The sequence below is a fragment of the Pseudomonas canadensis genome (genome assembly GCF_000503215.1).
GTDB classification, from domain to species: Bacteria; Pseudomonadota; Gammaproteobacteria; order Pseudomonadales; family Pseudomonadaceae; genus Aquipseudomonas; species Aquipseudomonas canadensis.
Genome location: NZ_AYTD01000013.1, coordinates 1,113,565 through 1,138,183 on the forward strand (window position 1 = coordinate 1,113,565; position 24,619 = coordinate 1,138,183).

The 24,619-nt window shown below is 58.7% G+C and carries 20 protein-coding genes; 14 read left to right on the forward strand and 6 right to left on the reverse strand.

Translation table 11 applies throughout. The annotated features are described in order from the left end of the window. Positions 1 to 24: 24 nt before the first annotated feature. The 5 genes from U367_RS0113965 to U367_RS0113985 form a co-directional block, all read right to left on the reverse strand. Positions 25 to 3,732: a glycosyltransferase gene (locus U367_RS0113965; RefSeq protein WP_028617459.1), complete on the reverse strand. Its 3,708-nt coding sequence runs from the start codon at positions 3,730 to 3,732 to the stop codon at positions 25 to 27. Continuing rightward, positions 3,732 to 5,837 (reverse strand): class I SAM-dependent methyltransferase, encoded by a 2,106-nt coding sequence (locus U367_RS1000000132385; RefSeq protein WP_028617460.1) that lies wholly within the window; start codon positions 5,835 to 5,837, stop codon positions 3,732 to 3,734. Before U367_RS1000000132385 ends, U367_RS0113965 begins: the two co-directional genes overlap by 1 nt. Continuing rightward, positions 5,834 to 7,051, reverse strand: a complete 1,218-nt coding sequence (locus tag U367_RS0113975) for an ABC transporter ATP-binding protein (protein WP_028617461.1) — start codon at positions 7,049 to 7,051, stop codon at positions 5,834 to 5,836. Before U367_RS0113975 ends, U367_RS1000000132385 begins: the two co-directional genes overlap by 4 nt. Beyond that, positions 7,048 to 7,842 (reverse strand): ABC transporter permease, encoded by a 795-nt coding sequence (locus U367_RS0113980; protein ID WP_028617462.1) that lies wholly within the window; start codon positions 7,840 to 7,842, stop codon positions 7,048 to 7,050. Before U367_RS0113980 ends, U367_RS0113975 begins: the two co-directional genes overlap by 4 nt. A 116-nt stretch (positions 7,843 to 7,958) precedes the next feature. Further along, complete coding sequence (locus U367_RS0113985; protein WP_028617463.1) at positions 7,959 to 9,401, reverse strand: mannose-1-phosphate guanylyltransferase/mannose-6-phosphate isomerase; 1,443 nt, start codon at positions 9,399 to 9,401, stop codon at positions 7,959 to 7,961. Between the two features lie 463 nt (positions 9,402 to 9,864). Between U367_RS0113985 and U367_RS0113990 the strand changes: the two genes are divergently transcribed. Continuing rightward, the gene (locus U367_RS0113990) at positions 9,865 to 11,430 is read left to right on the forward strand and encodes a methyl-accepting chemotaxis protein (RefSeq protein WP_028617464.1); all 1,566 of its coding nucleotides are present in this window, start codon (positions 9,865 to 9,867) and stop codon (positions 11,428 to 11,430) included. 75 nt (positions 11,431 to 11,505) lie between these two features. Here U367_RS0113990 and U367_RS0113995 read toward each other — a convergent pair whose 3' ends face one another. After that, positions 11,506 to 12,198: an alpha/beta family hydrolase gene (locus U367_RS0113995; protein WP_028617465.1), complete on the reverse strand. Its 693-nt coding sequence runs from the start codon at positions 12,196 to 12,198 to the stop codon at positions 11,506 to 11,508. A gap of 79 nt (positions 12,199 to 12,277) precedes the next feature. On the opposite strand from U367_RS0113995, the gene ccoN (U367_RS0114000) reads away from it, so the two are divergent. The 13 genes from ccoN (U367_RS0114000) (at position 12,278) to U367_RS0114060 (ending at position 24,604) form a co-directional block, all read left to right on the forward strand. Continuing rightward, positions 12,278 to 13,702: a cytochrome-c oxidase, cbb3-type subunit I gene (gene ccoN / locus U367_RS0114000; RefSeq protein WP_028617466.1), complete on the forward strand. Its 1,425-nt coding sequence runs from the start codon at positions 12,278 to 12,280 to the stop codon at positions 13,700 to 13,702. 10 nt (positions 13,703 to 13,712) lie between these two features. Beyond that, the gene (gene ccoO / locus U367_RS0114005) at positions 13,713 to 14,321 is read left to right on the forward strand and encodes a cytochrome-c oxidase, cbb3-type subunit II (RefSeq protein ID WP_017735321.1); all 609 of its coding nucleotides are present in this window, start codon (positions 13,713 to 13,715) and stop codon (positions 14,319 to 14,321) included. Positions 14,322 to 14,324: 3 nt separating this feature from the next. After that, positions 14,325 to 14,525 (forward strand): cbb3-type cytochrome oxidase subunit 3, encoded by a 201-nt coding sequence (locus U367_RS0114010; protein ID WP_010208563.1) that lies wholly within the window; start codon positions 14,325 to 14,327, stop codon positions 14,523 to 14,525. Next, positions 14,522 to 15,469 (forward strand): cytochrome-c oxidase, cbb3-type subunit III, encoded by a 948-nt coding sequence (ccoP, locus tag U367_RS0114015; RefSeq protein ID WP_028617467.1) that lies wholly within the window; start codon positions 14,522 to 14,524, stop codon positions 15,467 to 15,469. Before U367_RS0114010 ends, ccoP (U367_RS0114015) begins: the two co-directional genes overlap by 4 nt. A gap of 351 nt (positions 15,470 to 15,820) precedes the next feature. Continuing rightward, positions 15,821 to 17,263: a cytochrome-c oxidase, cbb3-type subunit I gene (gene ccoN, locus U367_RS0114020; protein ID WP_028617468.1), complete on the forward strand. Its 1,443-nt coding sequence runs from the start codon at positions 15,821 to 15,823 to the stop codon at positions 17,261 to 17,263. Further along, positions 17,263 to 17,871, forward strand: coding sequence for a cytochrome-c oxidase, cbb3-type subunit II (ccoO, locus tag U367_RS0114025; RefSeq protein WP_003193167.1), 609 nt, complete (start codon positions 17,263 to 17,265; stop codon positions 17,869 to 17,871). Before ccoN (U367_RS0114020) ends, ccoO (U367_RS0114025) begins: the two co-directional genes overlap by 1 nt. Positions 17,872 to 17,877: 6 nt before the next feature. Continuing rightward, positions 17,878 to 18,063 (forward strand): CcoQ/FixQ family Cbb3-type cytochrome c oxidase assembly chaperone, encoded by a 186-nt coding sequence (locus U367_RS0114030; RefSeq protein ID WP_003175465.1) that lies wholly within the window; start codon positions 17,878 to 17,880, stop codon positions 18,061 to 18,063. Further along, positions 18,060 to 19,037, forward strand: a complete 978-nt coding sequence (gene ccoP, locus U367_RS0114035; protein ID WP_028617469.1) for a cytochrome-c oxidase, cbb3-type subunit III — start codon at positions 18,060 to 18,062, stop codon at positions 19,035 to 19,037. Before U367_RS0114030 ends, ccoP (U367_RS0114035) begins: the two co-directional genes overlap by 4 nt. A 172-nt stretch (positions 19,038 to 19,209) precedes the next feature. Next, on the forward strand, positions 19,210 to 19,464 hold the full coding sequence (locus tag U367_RS0114040; RefSeq protein ID WP_010208555.1) for a type II toxin-antitoxin system Phd/YefM family antitoxin: 255 nt from the start codon (positions 19,210 to 19,212) through the stop codon (positions 19,462 to 19,464). Then, positions 19,464 to 19,874 carry a type II toxin-antitoxin system VapC family toxin gene (locus U367_RS0114045; RefSeq protein ID WP_028617470.1) on the forward strand — a complete coding sequence of 137 codons (411 nt, stop codon included), beginning with the start codon at positions 19,464 to 19,466 and terminating at the stop codon, positions 19,872 to 19,874. Before U367_RS0114040 ends, U367_RS0114045 begins: the two co-directional genes overlap by 1 nt. Positions 19,875 to 20,081: 207 nt before the next feature. Beyond that, the gene (ccoG, locus tag U367_RS0114050; RefSeq protein WP_028617471.1) at positions 20,082 to 21,485 is read left to right on the forward strand and encodes a cytochrome c oxidase accessory protein CcoG; all 1,404 of its coding nucleotides are present in this window, start codon (positions 20,082 to 20,084) and stop codon (positions 21,483 to 21,485) included. Between the two features lie 14 nt (positions 21,486 to 21,499). Next, the gene (locus U367_RS0114055; protein ID WP_015885303.1) at positions 21,500 to 22,039 is read left to right on the forward strand and encodes a FixH family protein; all 540 of its coding nucleotides are present in this window, start codon (positions 21,500 to 21,502) and stop codon (positions 22,037 to 22,039) included. Between the two features lie 114 nt (positions 22,040 to 22,153). Then, positions 22,154 to 24,604 carry a heavy metal translocating P-type ATPase gene (locus tag U367_RS0114060; RefSeq protein WP_028617472.1) on the forward strand — a complete coding sequence of 817 codons (2,451 nt, stop codon included), beginning with the start codon at positions 22,154 to 22,156 and terminating at the stop codon, positions 24,602 to 24,604. Positions 24,605 to 24,619 lie beyond the last annotated feature (15 nt).

A 24,619-nucleotide genomic window follows, 5' to 3' on the forward strand; every position in this document is an offset into this window, starting at 1 on the left:
ACTACCAACTTGGTAAAAAACAAATCACTTAAACAGTGAGTACTTTAATTGTTGAGCGCTTTGCTCCCAGGTCAGCCAAGGCATATCCTTGGAAACCGGGTGCGCGCCTTCTTCAAACAATTTCAACCATTCACTCAGAGACTGCGCCACCGTCTCTGGCTGTTTTCCACTGAAGTAAAACGCATGCCCTTGGGCGACTTCACGAAAAACAGCAAGGTCACGAGCAATAATCGGTAAATCATGCTGGGCCGCTTCAATCAACGGCAGCCCGAACCCCTCTCCTTCAGAAGCGGCGATCAAGCACTTCACCGAACGGTAAACCGCTTCCAGGTATTCATCACTGATACCCTCCAGCCAAAGCAGGCGCTTACCAAGCTCTGGATGCGCTCGTATTCTGTCCACAAGTGCTTCAACCATCCAGCCTTGCTTGCCGACGATGACCAGCACGACGTCGTTGCCCTTGGCCCATAGCAACTCAAAAGCACTCAAAATCAACGAATGCCCTTTACGCGGCTCAACCGTACCCACCATCAAGAATCCCGGCATCGCCCGCAGGCGCTCAAGGACACCCTGACTCTGCGCAGGCAAACCTGTCGAGGGAACAGACTGTTGGATATCAGCGCCCAAGTGAAACCAATCCAGCTTGAAGGGCCGTTCACGCTTGCCGCCGCTGTGCTCCAGCCACTCAGCCAATCGATCGCGTACCGCCCCGGAGATGCACACAGCGCCATCGGAACGGGCTACCACTGCAAGCCACCGCTCCAACAACGCACCGGCACCTTCAGGGAAGTACTGCGCCAATTCAAGCAGCAACAGGTCGTAGACAACAAAGTGCACGCCCACCCCGCTGCGGCGCATAGCTTCATAACAAGCCGCCTGCGCGGGAACAACTTCCGGTTGAAAATCCAGCCCCACAAACACGTCACCGGCTCGGTAGGTGATGGGTTCATCGGCCAACACCGTTGACGGGCACTCCAGAAAACCAAGGGTGAACTGCCGGGCGTAACGATACCCGCGCGAGGTAGTCGTCGCATAGACCGGCTCAACTCGGTACCCGTCCGGCGGATTCAGCAACCACTCTCGCAGGATGCTACGCACTACACGCTGGATACCGCTGCGGGCATCGCGCTGAACCAGCTCCGAAACATCGACCAGCAATTGTCGATGAGAGAACCGAGCCGGCATCGAGCTATCGATGGCGCTCGCCAACTCGATCAGTTCAGCACCATTGCCGGGCGCATCCAACTGGGCGATCGCCTCGACCAACGCCGGTATGGACGTCGATGCGCGGTTGTGAAAATGCTCGATGGCCTCGAAATACTGCTCGGCACAGGCCCGCGGTGAATGCTGCTGGCGAATCGACAACTGCGCGCGGTCACCCAACTCCCGGCGCGCCTGATCATCACCCCACAGCGTCTCAAGGGCCCCGACCAACTGGCTGTCGGTGAACTCATCGTCCATCCGCCAGATGCACTCCTCAGGGAGGTCAGCCATGCTGCCGTGAGAGTTGACGATGGTTGCCAGGCCGTAGTTCATGCAATCTAGAACCGCAGCAGAGGTCTCACCGCGAGACAGGGTACGCAGTTGCACACCGATATCGGCTGCCGCCAGGTACTGTTCGAAAACTCCGGCGTCAGCCCAGCCAGTAATTTTGATGCGTGCGCGAGAACCACTTTTCTTGATGATTGCTTGCAGTTCCCGCGCGTAATCGCCCGCAGCCAAGTCGCCCACAAAAACGAGCACACAGTTTTCATCACGGGCCAGGGCCGAGTTGACCCAGGCATTGAGTAATCGGTGATTCAGCTTGCTTGGGCCGAGCAGCCCGAAGCTGCAGACAACAAAGGCATTATCAGAAAGCCCTAGCGTCGAACGTGCAACCTTTCGACTCTGCGGGGTAGGAAAATAGGGTGTACGCAGCAGCGGGATACATGACCACTCGCCGCCCACTTCGAGGCCATACCACTTGCGGGACAACCTGCAAGCGTCATTCGAATGAACGATGATGCCTTCGGCGTTGCGCAGCACGTCATAGTTGCACGGGTACGCCCACACCACGTCGGCCGTGTCCTCGGCATGAAAACGCTGACGAAGTGCGTGGTAGCCATGCCCGGAGTACAGCGCCTGGGACCAGAAATTCGGAACCGCGCCATGGCACTCTTTATGCGCAACGATACCGGAGACAAAGAAGTCGTGAAGCACAACCACACCGGGAATATGCTCCAGGAGCGAGAACATGTGCTCGTGGAATGACGAGTTACCAAAATGATAGATAACCCGGTCAAACGCTCTTCCATGCTGCCTGAACCATTCGACGGAACGCACAGGGCAATTCGCGGTAATCCACGGAGTGGTGATGGTGTCCTGAGCGACGACGACTTCAATTGCATAATGGCGTGCCAGCTCGGGCAAAAGCTCCGCACTGTAGTCACTGATGCCGCTACGCTCTGAAGGGAGTGGAGAGACAAATGCAAGGCGCGGGCGCCTGACCGCCTTGGCGGATCGTTCATCCACGTGCTGGGCGTAGTAGGCCTCCAGCGCCGCTATTGCGGCCAGTGCACTGGCATCCCAGGAAAACGTTTTTGCCTGCTCAAGGCTATGGCGCTCAAGCTGGGTGCGAAAGGTGTCATCCGTCAGGACCTGTTCCAGTTTTTGCGTTATCGAACGATCGTCGAACGGGTCAAACAGGGCTTCAGGAAACCCGACGACCTCAGGCAAGCTGGAAGTATTGGCAGCAATCACTGCGCGTCCACAGGCCATCGCCTCCAGCGCGGGAAGACCAAAACCCTCGTGAAAAGATGGAAAAACAAACACCTTGCAACCGTTATAAAGAGCAACAAGGTCGTGTTCTGAGACGAAGCCGGTCAGAACCAGTTCATCCTTGCCCAGTCCCTGCGCCTTGGCCAACGCGAGCAGGCGCTCACGATCAGCAGGCTGGATGGAACAGACAACAGCCAACTGGTGGGCTCGTCGCAACGCCACAGGCAACTTTGCATAGGCCCGGATCAAACCCTCGATATTTTTCCGATAGTCAATGCCACCCGTGTACATAATGAAATCACGCACGATACCGTGGCGACTTTGTACGTCACCCCGTTCATCGTCCGTCAGTGGCGTCACCCTAAAGACGTCGTCCACGGCCGTGGATATGTTAGTGATGCTACTTTTGGCAAACCCTAGATGATCAATACCTTCATTTCGCGATGACCCCGATATTGCCAACAGCAAATCGCAGCGACGAAGATGATCCAGCTTGTTTTCGTACCAGGCGGCCACGGCCGGGTTATCGAGATAGGGGCTGCGCCGAATCAAAGGAATCAAATCGTAAAGAATGGCTGCGGTAGGTATCGCTCGACTCAACGTCCCGACACTCGTCACCGCGTCATCGACCAACCCCTCGAACACACTGGTCACCAGCACGATCGACGGGTCAAGTTGAGCGATGAAAGCCTCGCGCACCAGCTCCGCGGATTTACGACGCCAACTGTTGGTTGAATCAATATGGCTCAACGGCCCGACAGCCTGCCATACGTGGATGTTAGCCTGCGGCAACAGGCCTTCAAAAGCCGCACGGACAGGCTCGATCGTTTCAGGGAAACTGCCGTTCAGGATCAGAAGCACTTCATGGTCTGAACGATTTCTGACAATCGCCTGCGCTACGGAAAGTGCATATCGACCGATGCCACGATGGCGATTTTCGGCCTGCGCCCCCTGCAGGTCGATGACAATACGCATTAATGAATTTCCTTGTTCATTGAAGCTTTCTTCATTTCTGTATAAATGCGACGCGCGCCCGGCGTCATACTTGAGACCGACTCCTCCGGACTCTCGTCATGACGCGGCGCACCGACGCTGAGGTGAGCCACGGGCGTCGAGGTGATCGGCGCAGCTCCTGTCACATGCGAATGCGCAGTGCCCGTGGACAAAATGCCACGATGCCGCGCGAACCGTTCAAGATGATTGAACAAGGCTGGAGACACACTGCGAACTCCCCTGGCCAGACGCTGGCGTAAGCCGGGGCGCTTGAGCACCATATTGATGGAAGTGGCCAGGACAGGCCTCAATAGTCTGCGCGCGATACGAAACGGTAGACGCATCAACCATTTGAATGCCCGAACCAGTGCCCTCAGTGGCGATGTGATCCGCCAGGAACTGCTGCTTAACACCTGCTCAAGTCGCGTTTCGTGAGCTGTCGCACGCTCCCACCAGTGATGGGCGTTGCCAAGGGACTCATTCAAACGGTCCCCAAGATGCGTGGCGCGCTCCCACCAGTGATGGGCATTTCCAAGGGATTCGTTCAAACGATTGTTGAGCTGTTCAGCCTCTGCCTTGAGCTCATTGATCCGGGCATTCAGGGATTCAACCTCAGTCTGGCCATGCGCCTTTCTGACCTCTTCCTCGGCATGCGCCAGACTTTGTTGCAACTGCTCGATTTGTTCACTGGCCTGGAAATAGGAGGTTTCCAGCAGCCTTATGTGAGTCTCAGCCTTGGTTGCTTCATGTTTGAACGTATCAATCTGGGCTTCAAGCAACTCCTCTCGATCCTGAGCATCGGCAAGCTGTTGCATCCGACGGGCCAGGTCCTCCTGTTGCGGGGCGAGTTGTTCCAGCGCTATCGCCTGAAACGCCGCTTCGAGTTCAGCCAGCTCTGCTTCCAACGACCTGTTACGGTCAGCATGCTCCCCCAAGGCGCTTTTGAGAGAGTCAGACTGAGTCTGCAATTGCAGCACTTGATTCTTTTCTGAAAGCAGTTGCGTCTGAAGCAGCTCGTTGATGGCTTGCGCGGCACTCAAACGCGCCTCCGCCTCGCTGGCACGGCTGCTCAACTCGCGCCCCATGCGCTCGCTTTGCTCATAGCGGTCATCGGCCAACCGACTACGAATGCTCAAGTCCTGCAATTGGTGGCGCAACTGATTCGAGCCCGCTTCCAATCCATCAAGCCGAGCTTCGGCATTCGCATTGCGCCCCAGCAATTCACGCACCGAGGCTTCCAGATGCTTGCTATGCCGCTCAGTATGTTCAACGTGGGTGCTGATCTGCGTCAGATTACGATGCAGCAGATCCGTATGGACCTCCAGCTTGTGGCTGCGCTTTTCCGCCTGGTCGTCGTAACGCTTGGCAAGGGTATCCAGCGCTAACCCGTAATCACGCTCGAACGCAGGGTTAAAATGCTCCAACTGCTCAGGTTCGGCGGCTTTTTGAGCGACGATCGCATAATCGGGGCTTACGCCTCCGAGAACGCTCATCAGATCAACCGCGGAGCCCTCTACCAGCGACGCAGACTCTTGCAGGCGGAGCAATTTGGACCGAGCAAAACCTGTGTACTCGGTCAAAAAGCTGAGCAGCAAGTGTGGAATCGGGCGCTCGTGTGTCGGGTCCAGGTAGAAGTTCTGGGTGCCCACCATCAGGTTTTCCGCATTGGGCGTTTCCAGAACCAGCAGCCCTCCCGGGCGCAAAACACGCAATGCCTCAGCGACCAGCACCTTCAAATCGGCAAACGGGATGTGTTCCGCGATATGAAACCCGGAGACAACGACCTTGCAGGCGTCAGGCAGGCTTCGCAACGCCGACAGCGCATCCCCCTGCTCGGCAGGCAAACCTCGAGACTGGCATGCCTCTAGCATTCCACTGTCCAGGTCTACGCCTGAAGGCGCGAAGCCATTTTGGACCAGCAATTCAAGCCACTCTCCGCGACCACAGCCCAGGTCCAGTGCATCGAGATCCTGATATAGGTTCTTCAAAGGCTCAAGAAAGGCCATGTAAACCTGAAGCCGCTGAGCAATCAACTCACGAGAGCCCCTGTGACGATCCTCAAATGCGCGATAAAAAGGGACGGTCATCTCACACACTCCACACTTGGCGGCATCCAGGCCAACCCGACAAACTCATCTTTGGAGATATTCACGATATTGAACACCATCGCCAGGTCAAGCCACTCGTAGCTTCGGGCAAGGTGTGTATCAGCGGTATGCAGCGCCACTGCTACCGAGTAAGACCCCACGCCAAGGTTGGCAGAAAAGTCAAAACGGTACTCCGGGCTTTCACCTGCTGACAGATCAGTCAGCTTACAGTCAAGGTGATGTGTATTGGTGCCAAAGACGGGCTGGCCCAGGCGGTCCTTAATGAGGTAGCCGACCACCAACTCAGGAATATCCGCGTTGATCTGCGTTTTGATACGCAATGTAACCGGCTCGCCCACCGGCACATACTCCACCATCTGTCCCGCTGCATCGTGCAAGGAAACCGACTCGATAGTGGCTTCACCACTCCCGGAGCGAGTCTGGATACTCCCATCCTCTAATTGCCGCACGCTTACGGTAGCGTTTTCTTTCTCGGCGATAATTGCGTTGTAGAAATCCATCACTTCTTCAGGCTTGCCATCTTTGATGACGGTCCCGCTTTCGAGAAGAATCGCACGATCACACAGGGCCTGGATCGAGCCACGATCATGGGAAACAATCAGCAAGGTCGTACCCTGTTGCTGAAATTCGCGAATCCGATCAAAGCTTTTATGCTGGAAGTAACTGTCACCCACCGACAACGCTTCGTCGACGATGAGGATTTCGGGCCGAATCGCGGTCGCCACTGCAAACGCGACACGCATCTGCATACCACTTGAATAAGTACGCACCGGCTCATTGAAGTATTCGCCAATTTCGGCAAATGCCTCGATGTCATCGATTACCTCGTGGATCTGATCAGCGCTGAAACCCATAAGCCCCGCGGCGTGGTAAACATTTTGCCGGCCGGTCAATTCAGGGCTGAACCCCATGCCCAACTCAAGAATGGCCGCAATTCGTCCATTCACCGTTACCGTGCCCTCAGTAGGCTGCAACGTGCCGGTAATCATTTTAAGAAGGGTCGACTTACCTGCACCATTTTGGCCGACGATCCCTATCGCTTCTCCAGGCTCGATGGAAAAGTTGATGTGCTTGAGTACCCAATGCTCTTCAGAGGGACGCGTGGGCAAACCGAACCAGCGGCCTATCCGCTGAAACTCCGACGCATAAACACGATAAGCCTTACCCAGATTCTTAACAGACAGCAGGCTCATAATACGTCCACCATTTCCGGAGCGGCGCGCCGAAACATGAACAAGCCGAGCAACATTAAACCCAGGGAGATCAGTGCCGTGAGCATAACGTCCTGCAGATCCGGTATTTTGGCGTATACCAAAATGTCGTGAAACGCACTGACTATCGGAAACATCGGGTTCAAGTCCATTACGTTCTTGAATTGCTCAGGAATAATAGTGACGGGATAAACAATGGGCGTAAACCAGAACCACACCTGCATCAAAATAGGAACGACTTGGCCGATATCACGCACAAACACATTCAAAACGCCCAGAATCAAGCCAATCCCAACGGCCAACGCTGTGACCGTAGCCGTCAATGGAATAATCCAGAACATCTGAGGGCCTGGAAACTGATCAAGCAATGCAAAAACCAACAGCAAAGCGAGAAACAGCAACACGTAGTTGAGCAAACAGGATCCGACAACAATCACCGGCAACGTGATACGCGGAAAACGCATCTTCTTCATCAAGTTGCCTTGATCGATAAACAAGGTCAGGCAACGATTGATAATTTCGGAAAACAAACTCCACGCCAGCATCCCGGCCATCAAATAAAGTGCATACGCATACTTATTGTCGATCCCGGGCAGTTTCGCCGCCAACACGTTGGACAACACCAGCGCATAGATCGCCACCTGCGCCAGCGGGTTAATGATCATCCACAGCCCACCCAATCGGCTACGGGCAAAACGGGCAACAAACTCATTCCGAATGGATGACCAGACGAAACCCCGGTACTCCCAAAGGCTTCTAAACAACCCCAACATCGCTGACTCCTGAAAAAAGCCAGGCCTATGCCTGACTTATTGCACCACTAAACTGCGGACTCGCCCGTCATGCACCGACGATCAACCCTTAGCGCTTCCCCAAGCAGGCGCGCTGTTCATCCTCCGGCCCTGCCATAAATGTCTTGAAACCTGACGATGTCGTTCTCCCCCAGGTAGTCGCCACTCTGCACTTCGATCAATACCAGATCGATAACACCTGGGTTCTCCAAGCGATGGGTGTGCCCGGCAGGAATAAAGGTCGATTCATTGGTGTTCAACAAGAACTCACGATCATTGTTAACCACACGCGCCATACCACTCACCACAATCCAGTGTTCACTACGGTGGTGATGCATTTGCAGCGACAACGACCCTTGTGGCTTGACGACAATACGTTTGATCTTGAACCGCAGCCCTTCTTCCAGCGTGGTGTAAGCGCCCCAGGGTCGACTTACTGTGGTGTGGTCCAAGTGTGATTGGTGACCATTTTTCTTCAATTGCGCCGTGATCGCCTTGATGTCCTGCGCATGATCTTTGTGCGCAACCAACAGGGCATCCGGCGTATCGACAATGATGAGGTCCTCAACACCTACCAAGGCGGCCAAGCGGCGCTGACTGCGTACGTAGTTGTTGCTCGCGTCGTGAAAAATGGCTTCACCCTCGACACGGTTGCCCTGCTCATCCGCCGCAGACAACTCGCTCATGGCATTCCACGAGCCAATATCACTCCAACCAATGTCACAAGGCACCGTCGCCACTTTGCTTGAACGCTCCATTAGCGCGAAGTCGATGGAGATATCAGGCACGTTGGCAAAGCTTTCGGGCTCCAGATGCAGGCTGCGATGACTGCTGCCGGTCATCGTGCCAGAACCCGCCAGGCACAGCTCCACGGCACTGGACACGTCCGGTGCACACACTGCCATTTGTTCAATTAACGTTCCGGCGCGGAAGCAGAACATACCGGAGTTCCAGAAGTACTCACCCGACGCCAGATAACCCTGGGCAGTTTCGAGGTCCGGTTTCTCTACGAAACGCTTGACCTTGAAACCGCTACCCAAGGGGCTGTCGCTATCTTTCTGGATATAGCCATAACCGGTTTCCGGATACTCAGGCTTCACACCAAACGTGACCAGCCAGCCATCTTTGGCCAGCTCGCACGCACTTGAAACAGCGGTGGCGAAGGCTGCCTGATTATCGATCAAGTGGTCGGCTGGCAGCACCAGCATGATGGCATCTTGCCCATGCGTGCGTGCAACTTCCAGGGCAGCCAATGCTACTGCTGCTGCTGTATTACGCCCGAACGGTTCCAGGACAAAACTCAAGTTCGTGAATTGAGGCGCCTGAGCACCATATTCATCAAGCGTCTTGAAGTAGAGATCACGGTTAGTAATCGTCAATACTTCACTCACCGCGTCCAACGCCAAGGCACGGCTATATGTTTTCCGAATCAAATTGCCACCATCTGGCAATTCGATAAACGGCTTGGGATGCGCAGAACGTGAAACCGGCCAGAGGCGGCTGCCCGAACCGCCACAGATAATGACTGGAACAAGTGTCACTTTGTACTCCTTTACGCATTGCCACTACAGTTGTGCTGCAGCCCTCGCACCCTCGATGCAGCATGCTCGAAAGAAAAGTGACGTAGAGTCTTCCAGCTATAAAAAGTCAAAACACCGGAGGCGTTTTTGGGGGAAAAATACGGTATTTTTCTTACAAAATGTCCCGTGCATTCTTTATCAAACGGTCATTTATGTCTAGGAAAAGGCGGAATATTCCTGTCGGCACGGCCATTATTCATCTCAAGGAAAAGGGTGCTTCAGGCAAAACTTGTCACTTTTCTGTATGAGATTTCTTAAGCTCAGTGAAATCTCGCCTAAAATCTTCCACTCCCTTGACCTAGAGCCTTGGCAGATACTGTCGCTTTTGCGCGCCAGCCCTTGGCGTGTCGCCTCTCGAAAAATCGCCCTCAACAATGGCCTACTGCTGCCGATAACCCCTGAAAGCCTTGCGGATTGAACAACCATGCGTAATAACCAACCCGTTACCCAGCGCGAACGTACCTTCCCCGCTCAGCAACGGTTGATCTCCACCACAGATGCCAAAGGCGTTATCACCTACTGCAACGACGCCTTCGTCGAGATCAGTGGGTTCTCCCGTGACGAACTGGTGCGTGCCCCGCACAACCTGGTCCGTCACCCGGACGTGCCGGCGGCGGTGTTCGCACACATGTGGTCCACGCTCAAACAAGGCTTGCCATGGATGGGCATTGTCAAGAATCGCTGCAAGACCGGGGATCACTATTGGGTTAACGCCTACGTGACGCCGGTTTTCGAAGGCAACCAGGTGGTCGGCTACGAATCGGTGCGCATCAAGCCTACCGCCGAGCAGATCCGCCGTGCCGAAGCGCTCTACCACCGCATCAACCAAGGCAAGTCGGCGATCCCGCAGCGGGACAAGTGGCTGCCCGTGTTGCAGGACTGGCTGCCGTTTATCCTGGTGAGCCAGTTGAGCTTTATGATCGGCGCCACCCTCACCTCCCAATGGGGCTTTGCCTTGGCGGCGGGGCTGTCGGTGCCGTTGGGCCTGCTGGGACTGAGCTGGCAACAGCGCGGCCTCAAGCGCTTGCTGCGCCTGGCCGAGCAGACCACCTCTGACCCGCTGATCGCGCAGATGTACACCGACAGCCGTGGCGCCCAGGCGCGCCTGGAAATGTCGATCCTCAGCCAGGAGGCACGTCTGAAGACCTGCCTTACGCGTTTGCAGGACACCGCCGAACACCTCAACGACCAAGCCGCGCAGTCCAACACCCTGGCGCATAACAGCTCCAGCGGCCTGGAACGCCAGCGCGTCGAGACCGAGCAAGTGGCGACCGCCGTCAACCAGATGGCGGCCACCACCCAGGAAGTCGCCAGCCACGTGCAGCGCACCGCTGATGCGACCCAAGAGGCTAACCGCCTGACCGGTCGCGGCCGCGATATCGCCGGGGAAACCCGTGAGGCGATTCAGCGTCTGTCTGTTGCAGTGGGTGAGACCGGCGTGACCGTGACCCAACTGGCCAAGGACAGTGATGAGATCGGCGGCGTAGTCGACGTGATCAAGGGCATTGCCGACCAGACCAACCTGCTGGCACTGAACGCGGCCATTGAAGCGGCGCGTGCCGGTGAAATGGGTCGTGGTTTTGCGGTGGTCGCGGACGAAGTCCGTCAACTGGCGCAACGTACCGCCGAATCCACTGGGCAGATTCACGCCCTGATTGCCAAGCTGCAGCAAACCGCCAGCGCCGCCGTGCAAACCATGGACGCCGGGCATCGCCAGGCCGAAGAAGGCGTGGCGCGGGTGATGGAGGCGGATCAGGCGTTGGTGGGCATCAGTGAGGCGGTGGCGCATATTACCGACATGACCACGCAGATCGCGGCGGCAACTGAAGAGCAAAGCTCGGTGGCCGAAGAGATCAGCCGCAATATCAGCACCATTGCGCTGTTGGCGGACCAGACGTCAGAGCAGGCGTTGAACTCGGCGCAGTTGAGTGAAGAGCTGACGCACACCGCGAATACCCAGTATTCGCTGGTTGAGCGCTTTAACCGGTAAATCGCTATCGCCCGCAAGCCGGCTCCTACAGGTTACGCAATCCCCTGTAGGAGCCGGCTTGCCGGCGATAGAGCCCTAACAGGCGCCAATAAACCTGGCGACGTTCACCGCCGCAGCCTCCAAATGCTGCTCATGACTGAACCCCGAAGCCTTCAACGGCTTCAAGTCATGATCCCCTGCCACCAGCCACATCACCTCGATGCTCGGCGACAAGTCATACCCCTCCACCGCCGCCCGATTGCCCAGCGCATCCCGCTCGCCTTGCACAATCAAGGTCGGCGTCTTCAATCCCGCCAAATGCTCGACCCGTGGTTTCTCCGGTTTGCCCACCGCATAAAACGGATACCCCAGGCACACCAGCCCATCGGCACCCAACTCATCCGCCAGCAAACTGGCCATGCGCCCGCCCATGGACTTGCCGCCAATGGCCAGTCTCCCAGCGACATGACGTCGCACCTCGGCCACCACCTCGCGCCAGGCGTCCAGCAGTTTCGGCGCCGGGTTCGGCGGGCGTTTGCCGCCGTCCACACGGCGCTGGGCCATGTAGGGAAACTCGAAGCGCAACACGTTGACGCCATGCCCGGCAAGGCGTGCAGCCATGTCGTTCATGAAGGATGAGTCCATCGGTGCACCGGCGCCGTGGGCCAGGATCAGCGTCGCAGGTTCAGGTCCGGCAACGTTCGACGCGACATCCCACAACCAGCCGCGTTCCTGTACACACTGCGCCCATTGATCCCCGTCAATACTGGCCTTGTGCTCTTTGCCCATGCTTGCCTCGCTTTTTAGTCTGCCTATAACTCCAGCCCAAGTGCCGCATTTGCTTGGGTTGAACCGTGGATGGGGAACCATGAACACTACATTAAGTACCGCCTATAACTACAAGGTGGTCCGCCAATTCGCCATTATGACGGTGGTGTGGGGCATCGTCGGCATGGGGCTCGGGGTTTTTCTCGCCGCCCAATTGGTCTGGCCTGCACTCAACTTCGACTTGCCGTGGACCAGCTTCGGCCGCCTGCGCCCGTTGCACACCAACGCGGTAATCTTCGCCTTCGGCGGCTGTGCGCTGTTCGCCAGCTCCTTCTACTCGGTGCAACGCACCTGCCAGACACAGCTGTTCGCGCCGAAGATCGCCGCGTTCTGCTTCTGGGGCTGGCAGTTGGTCATCCTGTTGGCCGCGATCTCCTTGCCGCTGGGCTACACCAGTTCCAAGGAATACGCCGAGCTGGAATGGCCGATCGACATCCTCATCACCATCGTCTGGGTGGCCTACGCCATCGTGTTCTTCGGCACGGTGATGAAGCGCAACACCAAGCACATCTACGTCGGTAACTGGTTCTTCGGTGCGTTCATCATCACCGTGGCCATCCTGCATATCGTCAACAACCTGGAAATTCCGGTCAGCCTGACCAAGTCCTACTCCCTCTACGGCGGTGCGACGGATGCCATGGTGCAGTGGTGGTATGGCCACAACGCGGTAGGCTTTTTCCTCACCGCCGGCTTCCTGGGGATGATGTACTACTTCGTGCCCAAGCAGGCCGAGCGTCCGGTGTATTCGTATCGCTTGTCCATCGTGCACTTTTGGGCACTGATCACCCTGTACATCTGGGCCGGCCCGCACCACTTGCACTACACCGCGCTGCCGGACTGGGCACAGTCCCTGGGCATGGTGATGTCGCTGGTCCTGCTGGCTCCGAGCTGGGGCGGCATGATCAACGGCATGATGACCTTGTCGGGCGCCTGGCATAAGTTGCGCAGCGACCCGATCCTGCGCTTCCTGGTGGTGTCGCTGGCGTTCTACGGCATGTCGACGTTCGAAGGCCCGATGATGGCGATCAAGACCGTCAACGCCCTCTCCCACTACACCGACTGGACCATCGGCCACGTGCACGCCGGCGCCCTCGGCTGGGTGGCGATGATCTCCATCGGCGCGCTGTACCACATGATCCCGAAAGTCTTCGGCCGCGAGCAGATGTACAGCCTCGGCCTGATCAACGCGCATTTCTGGCTGGCCACCATCGGCACCGTGCTCTACATCGCCTCGATGTGGGTCAACGGCATCGCCCAGGGCCTGATGTGGCGTGCGGTCAACGAAGACGGCACCTTGACCTACTCCTTCGTCGAAACCCTGGTGGCCAGCCATCCAGGCTTCATCGTGCGGCTGGTGGGCGGCGCCATCTTCCTCAGCGGCATGTTCCTGATGGCTTACAACACTTGGCGCACCGTGCGTTCGGCGCAACCTGCCGAAGTCACCGCTGCCGCGCAGATGGCCTGAGGAGTCGATGATGAAACACGAAACGATTGAAAAGAACGTCGGCCTGCTGATGTTGCTCATGGTGCTCGCCGTGAGCATCGGCGGCCTGACCCAGATCGTCCCGCTGTTCTTCCAGGACGTGACCAACAAACCGGTGGAAGGCATGAAGCCCTACACCGCGCTGCAACTGGAAGGCCGTGACATCTACATCCGCGAAGGCTGCGTACAGTGCCACTCGCAGATGATCCGCCCGTTCCGCGCCGAGACCGAACGCTACGGCCACTACTCGGTCGCCGGCGAAAGCGTATGGGACCACCCGTTCCTGTGGGGCTCCAAGCGTACCGGCCCGGACCTGGCCCGCGTTGGCGCGCGCTACTCGGACGACTGGCACCGCGCGCACTTGTACAACCCGCGCAACGTGGTGCCCGAGTCGAAAATGCCGGCCTACCCGTGGCTGGTCACCGCCGCCGTCGACAGCAGCCACACCGAGACCAAGTTGAAAGTGATGCGCACCCTCGGCGTGCCATACACCGACGACGACATCAGTGGCGCCGTGGCCAGCCTCAAGGGCAAGACCGAGATGGACGCGCTGGTGTCGTACCTGCAAGTGCTCGGCACTGCCATCAAGAGCAAGAGGTGAGCCATGGGATTTGAATTCGATGCGGGCACCATCCGCGGCCTTGGCACGCTGGTGGTCGCCATCGCCTTTATCGGCCTATCGCTGTGGGTGTTCAACAACCGGCGCAATGCGGAATTCGAGCAGGCCCGCCTGCTGCCCTTTGCCGATGAACCTTCTCCATCCGACGCTCAAGAAGAGCCTGCAATAAGGAGCACTCGGCCATGACCCTATTCTGGAGTACATGGATCTGCGTACTGACACTCGGCAGCCTGATCGGCCTGACCTGGCTGTTGATTGGCACCCGCAAGGGCGAGACCAAGGGCAGCGTCGACCAGACCATGGGCCACGCCTTCGACGGTATCGAGGAATACGACAACCCGCTGCCCCAATGGTGGTTCATGCTGTTCGCCGGCACCCTGGTGTTTGCGGTCGGCTATTTGATCCTCTACCCGGGCCTGGGCAACTGGAAAGGCGTGTTGCCGGGCTATGAAGACGGCTGGACCCAGACCAAGGAATGGGACAAGGAAATGGCCAAGGCCGACGCCAAGTTCGGGCCGATCTTCGCCAAATTCTCGGCCATGCCCGTAGAAGAAGTCGCCAAAGACCCGCAGGCGCTGAAAATGGGCGGTCGCCTGTTTGCCTCCAACTGCGCGGTGTGCCACGGATCGGATGCCAAGGGCGCGTTTGGCTTCCCGAACCTGGCGGACAACATCTGGCGCTGGGGCGGCTCGGCCGAAGCGATCAAGACCACCATCCTGAACGGCCGCCACGCGGCGATGCCGGCGTGGGGTGACATGCTTGGCGATGAAGGCGTGAAAAACGTCGCGGCCTATGTTCGTCACGACGTGGCCAAACTGCCCTTGCCGGCCAACAGCACCGCAGACCTGGCAGCAGGCCAGGCGGCGTTCAGCACTACCTGTGTCGCCTGCCACGGCCCGGAAGGCCACGGCATGGAGGCCATGGGCGCGCCCGACCTGACCAAACCGGCCGGCTATATCTACGGCACCAGCCTTGCGCAGTTGCAGCAGACTATCCGCCATGGCCGCCAGGGCCAGATGCCCGCGCAGGAAGTGCTGCAAGGCAATGACAAGGTGCACTTGTTGGCGGCCTATGTTTACAGCTTGTCCCACACCGCTGATGGTGCAACGCCAGACAGCCAACCTGAGTAACCTCTGAGCTGCTGCCCCAATCTGGGGCGGCAGCTCAACCTAGCTGCGCGACCAAGTGTCGCACCCTTCCAAAGCACACCTTTCCCCCCCTCACTTTCGGGTCTACGCTTGTTCCCACAGCGGACCGATCCTGGCGTACGCAACGACATTCGTTGCGACCCCAAAATTTTCCTGTCCACTCGATCAGCTTTCGATTTCTGATTTTGTCCCTACGCAAAACATGGAAAGGGCGCAGAATCTGGCGTGGAACGCATTGATACAGGTCAGCCATTGCGTTGCAATGGCCCCTCGCTTTCTACATACTTGCGGCCGATTTTACCTATAAAAAAACCTAAACCGTGGAACCTTAGAATGAGCACAGCAATCAGTCCGACTGCTTATAACTATAAGGTAGTCCGCCAGTTCGCCATCATGACGGTGGTCTGGGGGATCCTTGGCATGGGGCTCGGGGTGTTCATCGCCTCGCAACTGGTTTGGCCGGAATTGAATTTCGGTTTGCCATGGACGACCTTTGGCCGCCTGCGCCCGCTGCACACCAACCTGGTGATCTTCGCCTTCGGCGGATGTGCATTGTTTGCCACCTCCTACTATGTCGTGCAGCGAACCTGCCAGACGCGACTGATCTCCGACAGCCTCGCGGCCTTCACCTTCTGGGGATGGCAAGCGGTGATCGTGAGCGCCATCGTCACCCTGCCGCTGGGGTACACCACCACCAAGGAATACGCCGAGCTGGAATGGCCGATCGCCATTTTGCTCGCCATCGTGTGGGTGACCTATGCCGTGGTGTTCTTCGGCACCATCGTCAAGCGCAAGACCAAGCACATCTACGTGGGCAACTGGTTCTACGGCGCGTTCATCCTGGTGACGGCGATGCTGCACATCGTCAACCATGCATCGTTGCCGGTGAACCTGTTCAAGTCCTACTCGGCCTACGCCGGGGCCACGGATGCGATGATCCAATGGTGGTACGGCCACAACGCCGTGGGTTTCTTCCTGACCACCGGTTTCCTGGGGATGATGTACTACTTCGTGCCGAAACAGGCCGAACGTCCTATTTACTCGTACCGTTTGTCCATCGTGCACTTCTGGGCGCTGATCACCCTGTACATCTGGGCCGGTCCGCACCATTTGCACTACACCGCGCTGCCGGATTGGGCGCAGTCGCTGGGCATGGCGATGTCGATCATCCTGCTGGCCCCGAGCTGGGGCGGCATGATCAACGGCATGATGACCCTGTCGGGCGCCTGGCATAAATTGCGCACCGACCCGATCCTGCGCTTTTTGGTGGTATCGCTGGCGTTCTACGGCATGTCGACCTTCGAAGGGCCGATGATGGCGATCAAGACCGTCAACTCGCTGTCCCACTACACCGACTGGACCATCGGCCACGTACACGCCGGCGCTCTCGGCTGGGTGGCGATGATTTCCATCGGTGCGATCTACCACATGATCCCCCGACTGTTCGGCCGCGTGCAGATGCACAGCGTCGCACTGATCAACACCCACTTCTGGCTGGCCACCATCGGCACCGTGCTCTACATCGCCTCGATGTGGGTCAACGGCATCACCCAGGGCCTGATGTGGCGTGCGATCAACGATGACGGCACCCTCACCTACTCCTTTGTCGAAGCGCTGCAAGCCAGCCACCCGGGCTATATCGTCCGCGCCCTGGGCGGTGCGTTCTTTGCGGCCGGCATGCTGTTCATGGCCTACAACGTCTGGCGCACCGTGCGTGCCTCGGACCCTGCCGAAGCCGAAGCCGCCGCCAAGATCGCCGTTGTGGGAGCCCACTGATGAAGCATGAAGTAGTCGAGAAGAATATCGGCCTGCTGGCCTTCTTCATGGTCATCGCCGTGAGTATCGGCGGCCTGACCCAGATCGTTCCGCTGTTCTTCCAGGACGTGACCAACAAGCCGGTCGAGGGCATGAAGCCGCGCACCGCGCTTGAACTGGAAGGCCGCGACGTCTACATCGCCAACGGTTGTGTCGGCTGCCACTCGCAGATGATCCGTCCGTTCCGCGCCGAAACCGAACGCTACGGCCACTATTCGGTCGCCGGCGAAAGCGTGTGGGACCACCCGTTCCTGTGGGGTTCCAAGCGTACCGGCCCGGACCTGGCCCGTGTTGGCGGTCGTTACTCCGATGACTGGCAGCGTGCGCACTTGTACAACCCGCGCAACGTGGTGCCTGAGTCGAAAATGCCAGCGTATCCGTTCCTCGTGGAAAACAAGCTCGACGGCAAGGACACCGCGAAGAAGATGGAAGTCTTGCGCACCCTGGGCGTGCCCTACACCGACGAAGACATCGCCGGTGCAGCCGCAGCCGTGAAGGGCAAGACCGAAATGGACGCATTGGTGGCCTACCTGCAAGGCCTGGGCACCATCATCAAAAGCAAACGGTGACTCTTCATGGATATCGGGATGATTCGTGGCCTGGGCACCGTTGTAGTGATGGTGGCCTTTATCGGCCTGGCGTTGTGGGTGTTCAGCCCCAAGCGCAAGTCGGAGTTTGAAGACGCGACCTTGCTGCCCTTTGCGGATGATCCCGAAGCCATCAAGCACGTCGAGCAAGCTTCTAGGAGTAACAAAGAATGACTACGTTCTGGAGTCTGTACGTCACAGTCCTCAGTCTGGGTACCATCTTCGCCCTGACCTGGCTGCTGCTGTCGACCCGCAAGGGCCAGCGCGCCGAGCAAACCGACGAGACCGTCGGCCACTCGTTCGACGGCATCGAGGAGTACGACAACCCATTGCCGAAATGGTGGTTCATGCTGTTCGTCGGCACCATCATCTTCGCCCTCGGCTACCTGGCGCTGTACCCCGGCCTGGGTAACTGGAAGGGCCTGCTGCCGGGCTACAACTACCTCGACACCGACAAACAAACCCCCTTCGCCAACGGCCAGACCGGCTGGACAGGCGTACACGAATGGGAAAAGGAAATGGCCAAGTCGGATGCCAAGTTCGGCCCGATCTTCGCCAAATTCGCGTCGATGCCGATTGAGGAAGTGGCCAAGGACCCGCAAGCCTTGAAGATGGGCGGCCGCCTGTTCGCCTCCAACTGCTCGGTGTGCCACGGTTCCGACGCCAAAGGCGCCTATGGCTTCCCCAACCTGACCGACGCCGACTGGCGCTGGGGTGGCGAGCCAGCCACCATCAAGGAAACCATCATGAAGGGCCGCCATGCGGTGATGCCGGCCTGGCTGGATATCCTCAAGGAACAAGGCGTCAGCGATGTGGCCGCGTTCGTGGTCACCAACCTTGACGGCCGCAAGCTGCCCGAAGGCGTGAAAGCCGATGTGGCCAACGGCGAGAAACTCTTCGCCGCCAACTGCGTGGCCTGCCACGGCCCGGCCGGCAAAGGCACCCCTGCCATGGGTGCGCCTGACCTGACCCACCCAGGTGCGTTCATCTACGGTTCGAGCTTCGCGCAACTGCAACAGACCATCCGTTGGGGCCGTCAGGGCCAGATGCCAGCGCAGGAACAACTGCAAGGCAATGACAAGGTGCATTTGCTGGCGGCGTATGTGTACAGCTTGTCCCATGGGGATAAGAAGGCTGAAGAGCAGTAAGCTCTTGAAACATCAAAGCCCCGCGCAGCTAAAGCTGGCGGGGCTTTGTTCTTTCTGGCTCTCGGGATTATGTAAGCAGGAACCCACTACCACTTGTAGCCTAATACTTGCGGTTTTTGACAGCCAAGTAGTAACGTAACTACATCCAGCCTGACGAAGGGGGGAGTACCCCATGACCATCACGACTATTTCCAGCCGCGAATTCAACCAAGACACAAGTGGTGCCAAAAAAGCCGCCCGCCAAGGGCCGGTTTTTATCACCGATCGCGGCAAGCCCGCCCATGTACTGCTAAGCATTGAGGACTACCAGAAACTGACAGGGCTCAATGCCGACATCGTTGATCTGCTAGTGATGCCAGAAGCGGCCGATATCGACTTCGAAACCGAACGCGCCGTGATCACTCATCGACCTGTGGACCTCTCTTGATGTATCTACTCGACACCAACGTTATTTCTGAACTTCGCAAACCCCACGCCGACGTAAAAGTAGTCGCATGGGCAAAAAGTGTCATCGCTCCACGCATGTTTATCTCTGCGATTACGCTTAAAGAATTGGAGACCGGGGTCTTGCGTATCGAGCGCCGAGACCCGGCACAAGGCAAGGTGCTAAGAACGTGGCTGAAGCGCCATGTAATGCCCGCTTTTGATTCCAGGATTCTGCCGGTGGATACCGCAGTCGCCCTGCGTTGTGCACATCTGCATGTGCCTGACCGGACCAATGAAAGTGATGCACTGATCGCCGCTACCGCTCTGGTTCACGGGCTGACCGTGGTAACGCGCAACATCAGCGATTTCAAATCCAGCGGCGTTCCACTGATCAATCCATGGGACGAATGACCTGCTTACCCACCAAAACCGTCCATACTTACCAAGTCAATTGATCCAGATCACGTACACCATCAATTGATTTCCCCCAACGCGACCAAAGGTCGCACCCTTTGCACACCATCGGGGGCGTATCATTAGGCCACTGCAACACCCCTAATTTGACCCCGGTTGGCACGTACTGGCCGAGGCAAATCTCCACCGCCGTGGGATGCAATGATGAGCAACCAAATACCGGTACATGACGTTACCCCGCCTGCCAAAACTGTCGACCTCTACGCCTCGCGAGAGAAAATCTACACCCGCGCCTTCACCGGCCTGTTCCGCAATTTGCGCATGCTCGGCGGTGCCGGACTGTTCCTGCTCTACTTCGGCACGGTATGGCTGAACTGGGGTGGCCACCAGGCCGTGTGGTGGAACCTGCCGGAGCGTAAGTTCTTTATTTTCGGCGCGACCTTCTGGCCCCAGGATTTCATCCTGCTCTCGGGCATTCTTATCGTCGCGGCATTTGGCCTGTTCTTTATCACCGTGTATGCCGGGCGTGTGTGGTGCGGCTATACCTGCCCGCAAAGCGTGTGGACGTGGATCTTCATGTGGTGCGAAAAGGTTACCGAAGGCGACCGCAACCAGCGCATCAAACTCGACAAAGCGCCGATGGGCGCCAACAAGTTCCTGCGCAAGTTCAGCAAGCACACCCTCTGGCTGCTGATCGGTTTTGTCACCGGCATGACCTTTGTCGGCTACTTCTCGCCGATCCGCGAACTGGTGTTCGACTTCTTCACGGGCCAGGCCGATGGCTGGTCGTATTTCTGGGTCGGTTTCTTCACCCTCGCCACCTACGGCAACGCCGGCTGGCTGCGCGAACAGGTGTGTATCTACATGTGCCCGTACGCACGCTTCCAGAGCGTGATGTTCGACAAGGACACCCTGATCGTCTCCTACGATCCGCGCCGTGGTGAGTTGCGTGGCCCGCGCAAAAAAGGCGTCGATTACAAGGCCCAGGGCCTGGGGGACTGCATCGACTGCACGATGTGCGTACAGGTGTGCCCGACCGGTATCGACATCCGCGACGGCCTGCAGATCGAGTGCATCGGCTGCGCCGCCTGTATCGACGCCTGCGACAACATCATGGACAAGATGGACTACCCACGCGGCCTGATCAGCTACACCACCGAGCACAACCTGTCAGGGCAGAAAACCCACAAGCTGCGCCCGCGCCTGATTGGTTATGCACTGGTGCTGCTGGCGATGATCAGCCTGTTGGTGGCAGCATTCTTCATGCGTTCGCTGGTGGGTTTCGACGTGAGCAAGGACCGTGTGCTGTATCGCGAAAACGCCGAAGGCCGCATCGAAAACGTCTACAGCCTAAAGATCATGAACAAGGACCAGCGCGACCACACCTACGTGCTCGATGCGTCCGGATTGCCAGACCTCAAGCTGCAAGGTCGCCGCGAAATCAAGGTCGCTGCTGGTGATATCGTCAGCATGCCGGTCGAGCTCTCGAGTGCCCCAGAACAGTTGCCGTCGAGTACCAACGAGGTGAAATTCATCCTCACCGATGCCGATGACGCCAGCGTCCATATTGAAGCCAAGAGCCGATTCATCGGCCCCCAAGTTCGTTAGAAGAGAGCAGAACAATGTCCGTAGCCACTGCCGCAAGCCCCTGGTACAAGCACCTCTGGCCCTGGATCATTATTGGGATCCTGGCCTGTTCGGTGACGTTGACCCTGTCCATGGTGACCATCGCGGTGAACAACCCGGATAACTTGGTCAACGACAACTACTACGAGGCCGGCAAAGGCATCAACCGCTCCCTGGACCGCGAACTGCTGGCCCAGACCCTGCAACTGCGCGCCAAGGTGCACCTGGATGAACTGACCGGTGAAGTCGAAGTGAACCTCACCGGCAACAGCAACCCGACCACCCTGGAATTGAACCTGATTTCCCCGACGCAGCCGGAGAAGGATCGCAAGATCAACCTGGCCCGCAGCGACAGCGAACCCGGTCGCTACATCGGCCAGGTCACCGACAAGGTCGAAGGTCGTCGCTTCGTCGAGTTGCTGGGTGTGGAAGGCGACCGTACCTGGCGCATGTTCGAAGAAGAACAGGTCAGCCACGACAAGGACTTGCTGCTGGGCGATGAACCGTTGCAGGGTGCCGAAGACCTGAAAAAATAAACACCTGCGCTTCGCGCATCGCCGGCAAGCCGGCTCTTACAAGGGACCGCGTTAGACCTGTAGGAGCCGGCTTGCCGGCGATGAGGCCTTCCCAGCCGACTAAGATTCATACCCATGACCAGCCCAATCCCCTGCTACCACTGCGCCCTGCCTGTTCCGCCGGGCAGCCGCTTCACCGCAGTGATCCTCGGCGAACGCCGCGAGCTTTGTTGCCCAGGCTGCCAGGCGGTGGCCGAAGCCATTGTGGCCGGCGGCCTGGAAAGCTATTACCAGCACCGTAGCGAAGCCTCGGCCAACCCAGAGGCATTGCCGGTGCAGTTGGTGGATGAGCTGGCGCTGTACGACCGCGCCGATGTGCAGAAACCCTTTGTGCGCCACGAAGGCGAACTCGCCGAAGCCACCCTGTTGATGGAAGGCATCAGCTGCGCGGCCTGCGGCTGGCTGATCGAAAAACACCTGCGCAGCCTGCCCGCCGTGGCCGAGGCGCGGCTGAACCTGTCCAACCATCGACTGCAGGTGCGTTGGGCAGACGGCCAACTGCCGCTAAGCCAACTGCTCAGCGAGTTGCGCCACATCGGCTACGCCGCCCACCCCTATCAGCCGGACCGCGCCGCCGAGCAACTGGCCAGCGAAAACCGTCTGGCCCTGCGCCAACTGGGCGTGGCCGGCCTGCTGTGGTTCCAAGCGATGATGGCAACCATGGCCACCTGGCCGGAATTCAATATCGATCTGAGCCCGGAGCTGCACGTGATCCTGCGCTGGGTGGCAATGTTTCTGACAACGCCCATCGTGTTCTACAGCTGCGCACCGTTTTTCAAGGGCGCTATGCGCGACGTACGCACGCGTCACCTGACCATGGACGTTTCGGTGTCATTGGCTATCGGTGGCGCCTATCTGGCGGGGATCTGGACCGCGATCACCGGCGTGGGCGAGCTGTATTTCGATGCGGTGGGCATGTTTGCGCTGTTCCTGTTGGCCGGTCGCTACCTTGAGCGCCGCGCCCGCGAGCGCACGGCCGCCGCCACCGCACAGCTGGTGAACCTGTTGCCCGCCTCGTGCCTGCGGCTCAAGGCCGATGGCCAGAGTGAACGCATCCTGCTCCCGGAACTGGCACTGGGCGATCGAGTCCTGGTGCATCCAGGCGCTGTGCTGCCAGCCGATGGCGTGATCCTTGATGGGCAATCGAGCGTCGATGAATCCCTGCTCACCGGCGAGTACCTGCCGCAGCCCCGCCAGACCGGCGACGCGGTCACCGCAGGCACCCTCAATGTCGAAAGCGCGCTGACCGTCGAAGTACGCGCCTTGGGCCACGACACACGCTTGTCCGCCATCGTTCGCCTGCTGGAGCGGGCCCAGGCCGAGAAACCGCGCCTGGCGCAGATCGCCGACCGTGCCGCGCAGTGGTTCCTGTTGTGCTCGTTGATCGCCGCAGTGTTGATCGGCCTGCTGTGGTGGGAACTGGATTCGTCGCGGGCGTTCTGGATTGTGCTGGCGATGCTGGTGGCGACCTGCCCCTGCGCGCTGTCCCTCGCCACCCCCACCGCCCTCACCGCCGCCACCGGCACCTTGCACAAACTCGGCCTGCTGTTGACCCGCGGGCATGTGCTGGAAGGCTTGAATCAGATCGACACGGTGATTTTCGACAAGACCGGCACCCTCACCGAAGGGCGCCTGGCGCTGAGAGCCATCCGCCCCCTGGGCAGCTTGAGCACCGACCTGTGCCTGAGCCTCGCCGCTGCCCTGGAAAACCGCTCCGAACACCCGATTGCCCGCGCCTTTGGCCGTGCGCCACTGGCCGCCGATGAAGTCATCAGTTCGCCAGGGCTGGGCCTTGAAGGGCGTGTCGGCGAGCGCGTATTGCGCATTGGCCAACCGGGTTTTGTCTGCGAACTCAGTGGTTGCCCGATCCCAGCCGCGCCTGAGGTTTCGGGCCAATGGCTGCTGCTCGGCGACCGTGAAGGCGCCCTGGCCTGGTTCGTCCTCGATGACCGTCTGCGCAGTGACGCGCCGGCCCTGCTCGCCGCGTGCAAGGCACGTGGCTGGCGCACGCTGTTGCTGTCCGGCGACAGTTCGCCGATGGTCGCCAGCGTCGCCGCCGAACTGGGGATCGACGAAGCCCACGGCGGCTTGCGCCCCGATGACAAGCTGCACGTACTGCAACAACTGCACAAGGAAGGCCGCAAGGTGCTGATGCTCGGCGACGGGGTCAACGATGTGCCAGTCCTCGCCGCCGCCGATATCAGCGTGGCCATGGGCACGGCCACCGACCTGGCCAAGACCAGCGCCGACGCGGTCTTGCTGTCCAATCGCCTGGACGCCCTCGTACAAGCCTTTACCCTGGCGCGGCGCACCCGCCGAGTGATCATTGAGAACCTGCTGTGGGCCGGGCTGTACAATGGCCTTATGCTGCCGTTCGCCGCCCTGGGTTGGATCACCCCGATCTGGGCCGCAGTGGGCATGTCCCTCAGTTCGTTGACCGTGGTGCTCAATGCCCTGCGCCTGACTCGCCTGCCGAGCGCGCCAACGGTCCGAGCCCCCTCAGTAACCCGCCCGCTGCCGGTGTGAGCCGCACGACCATGG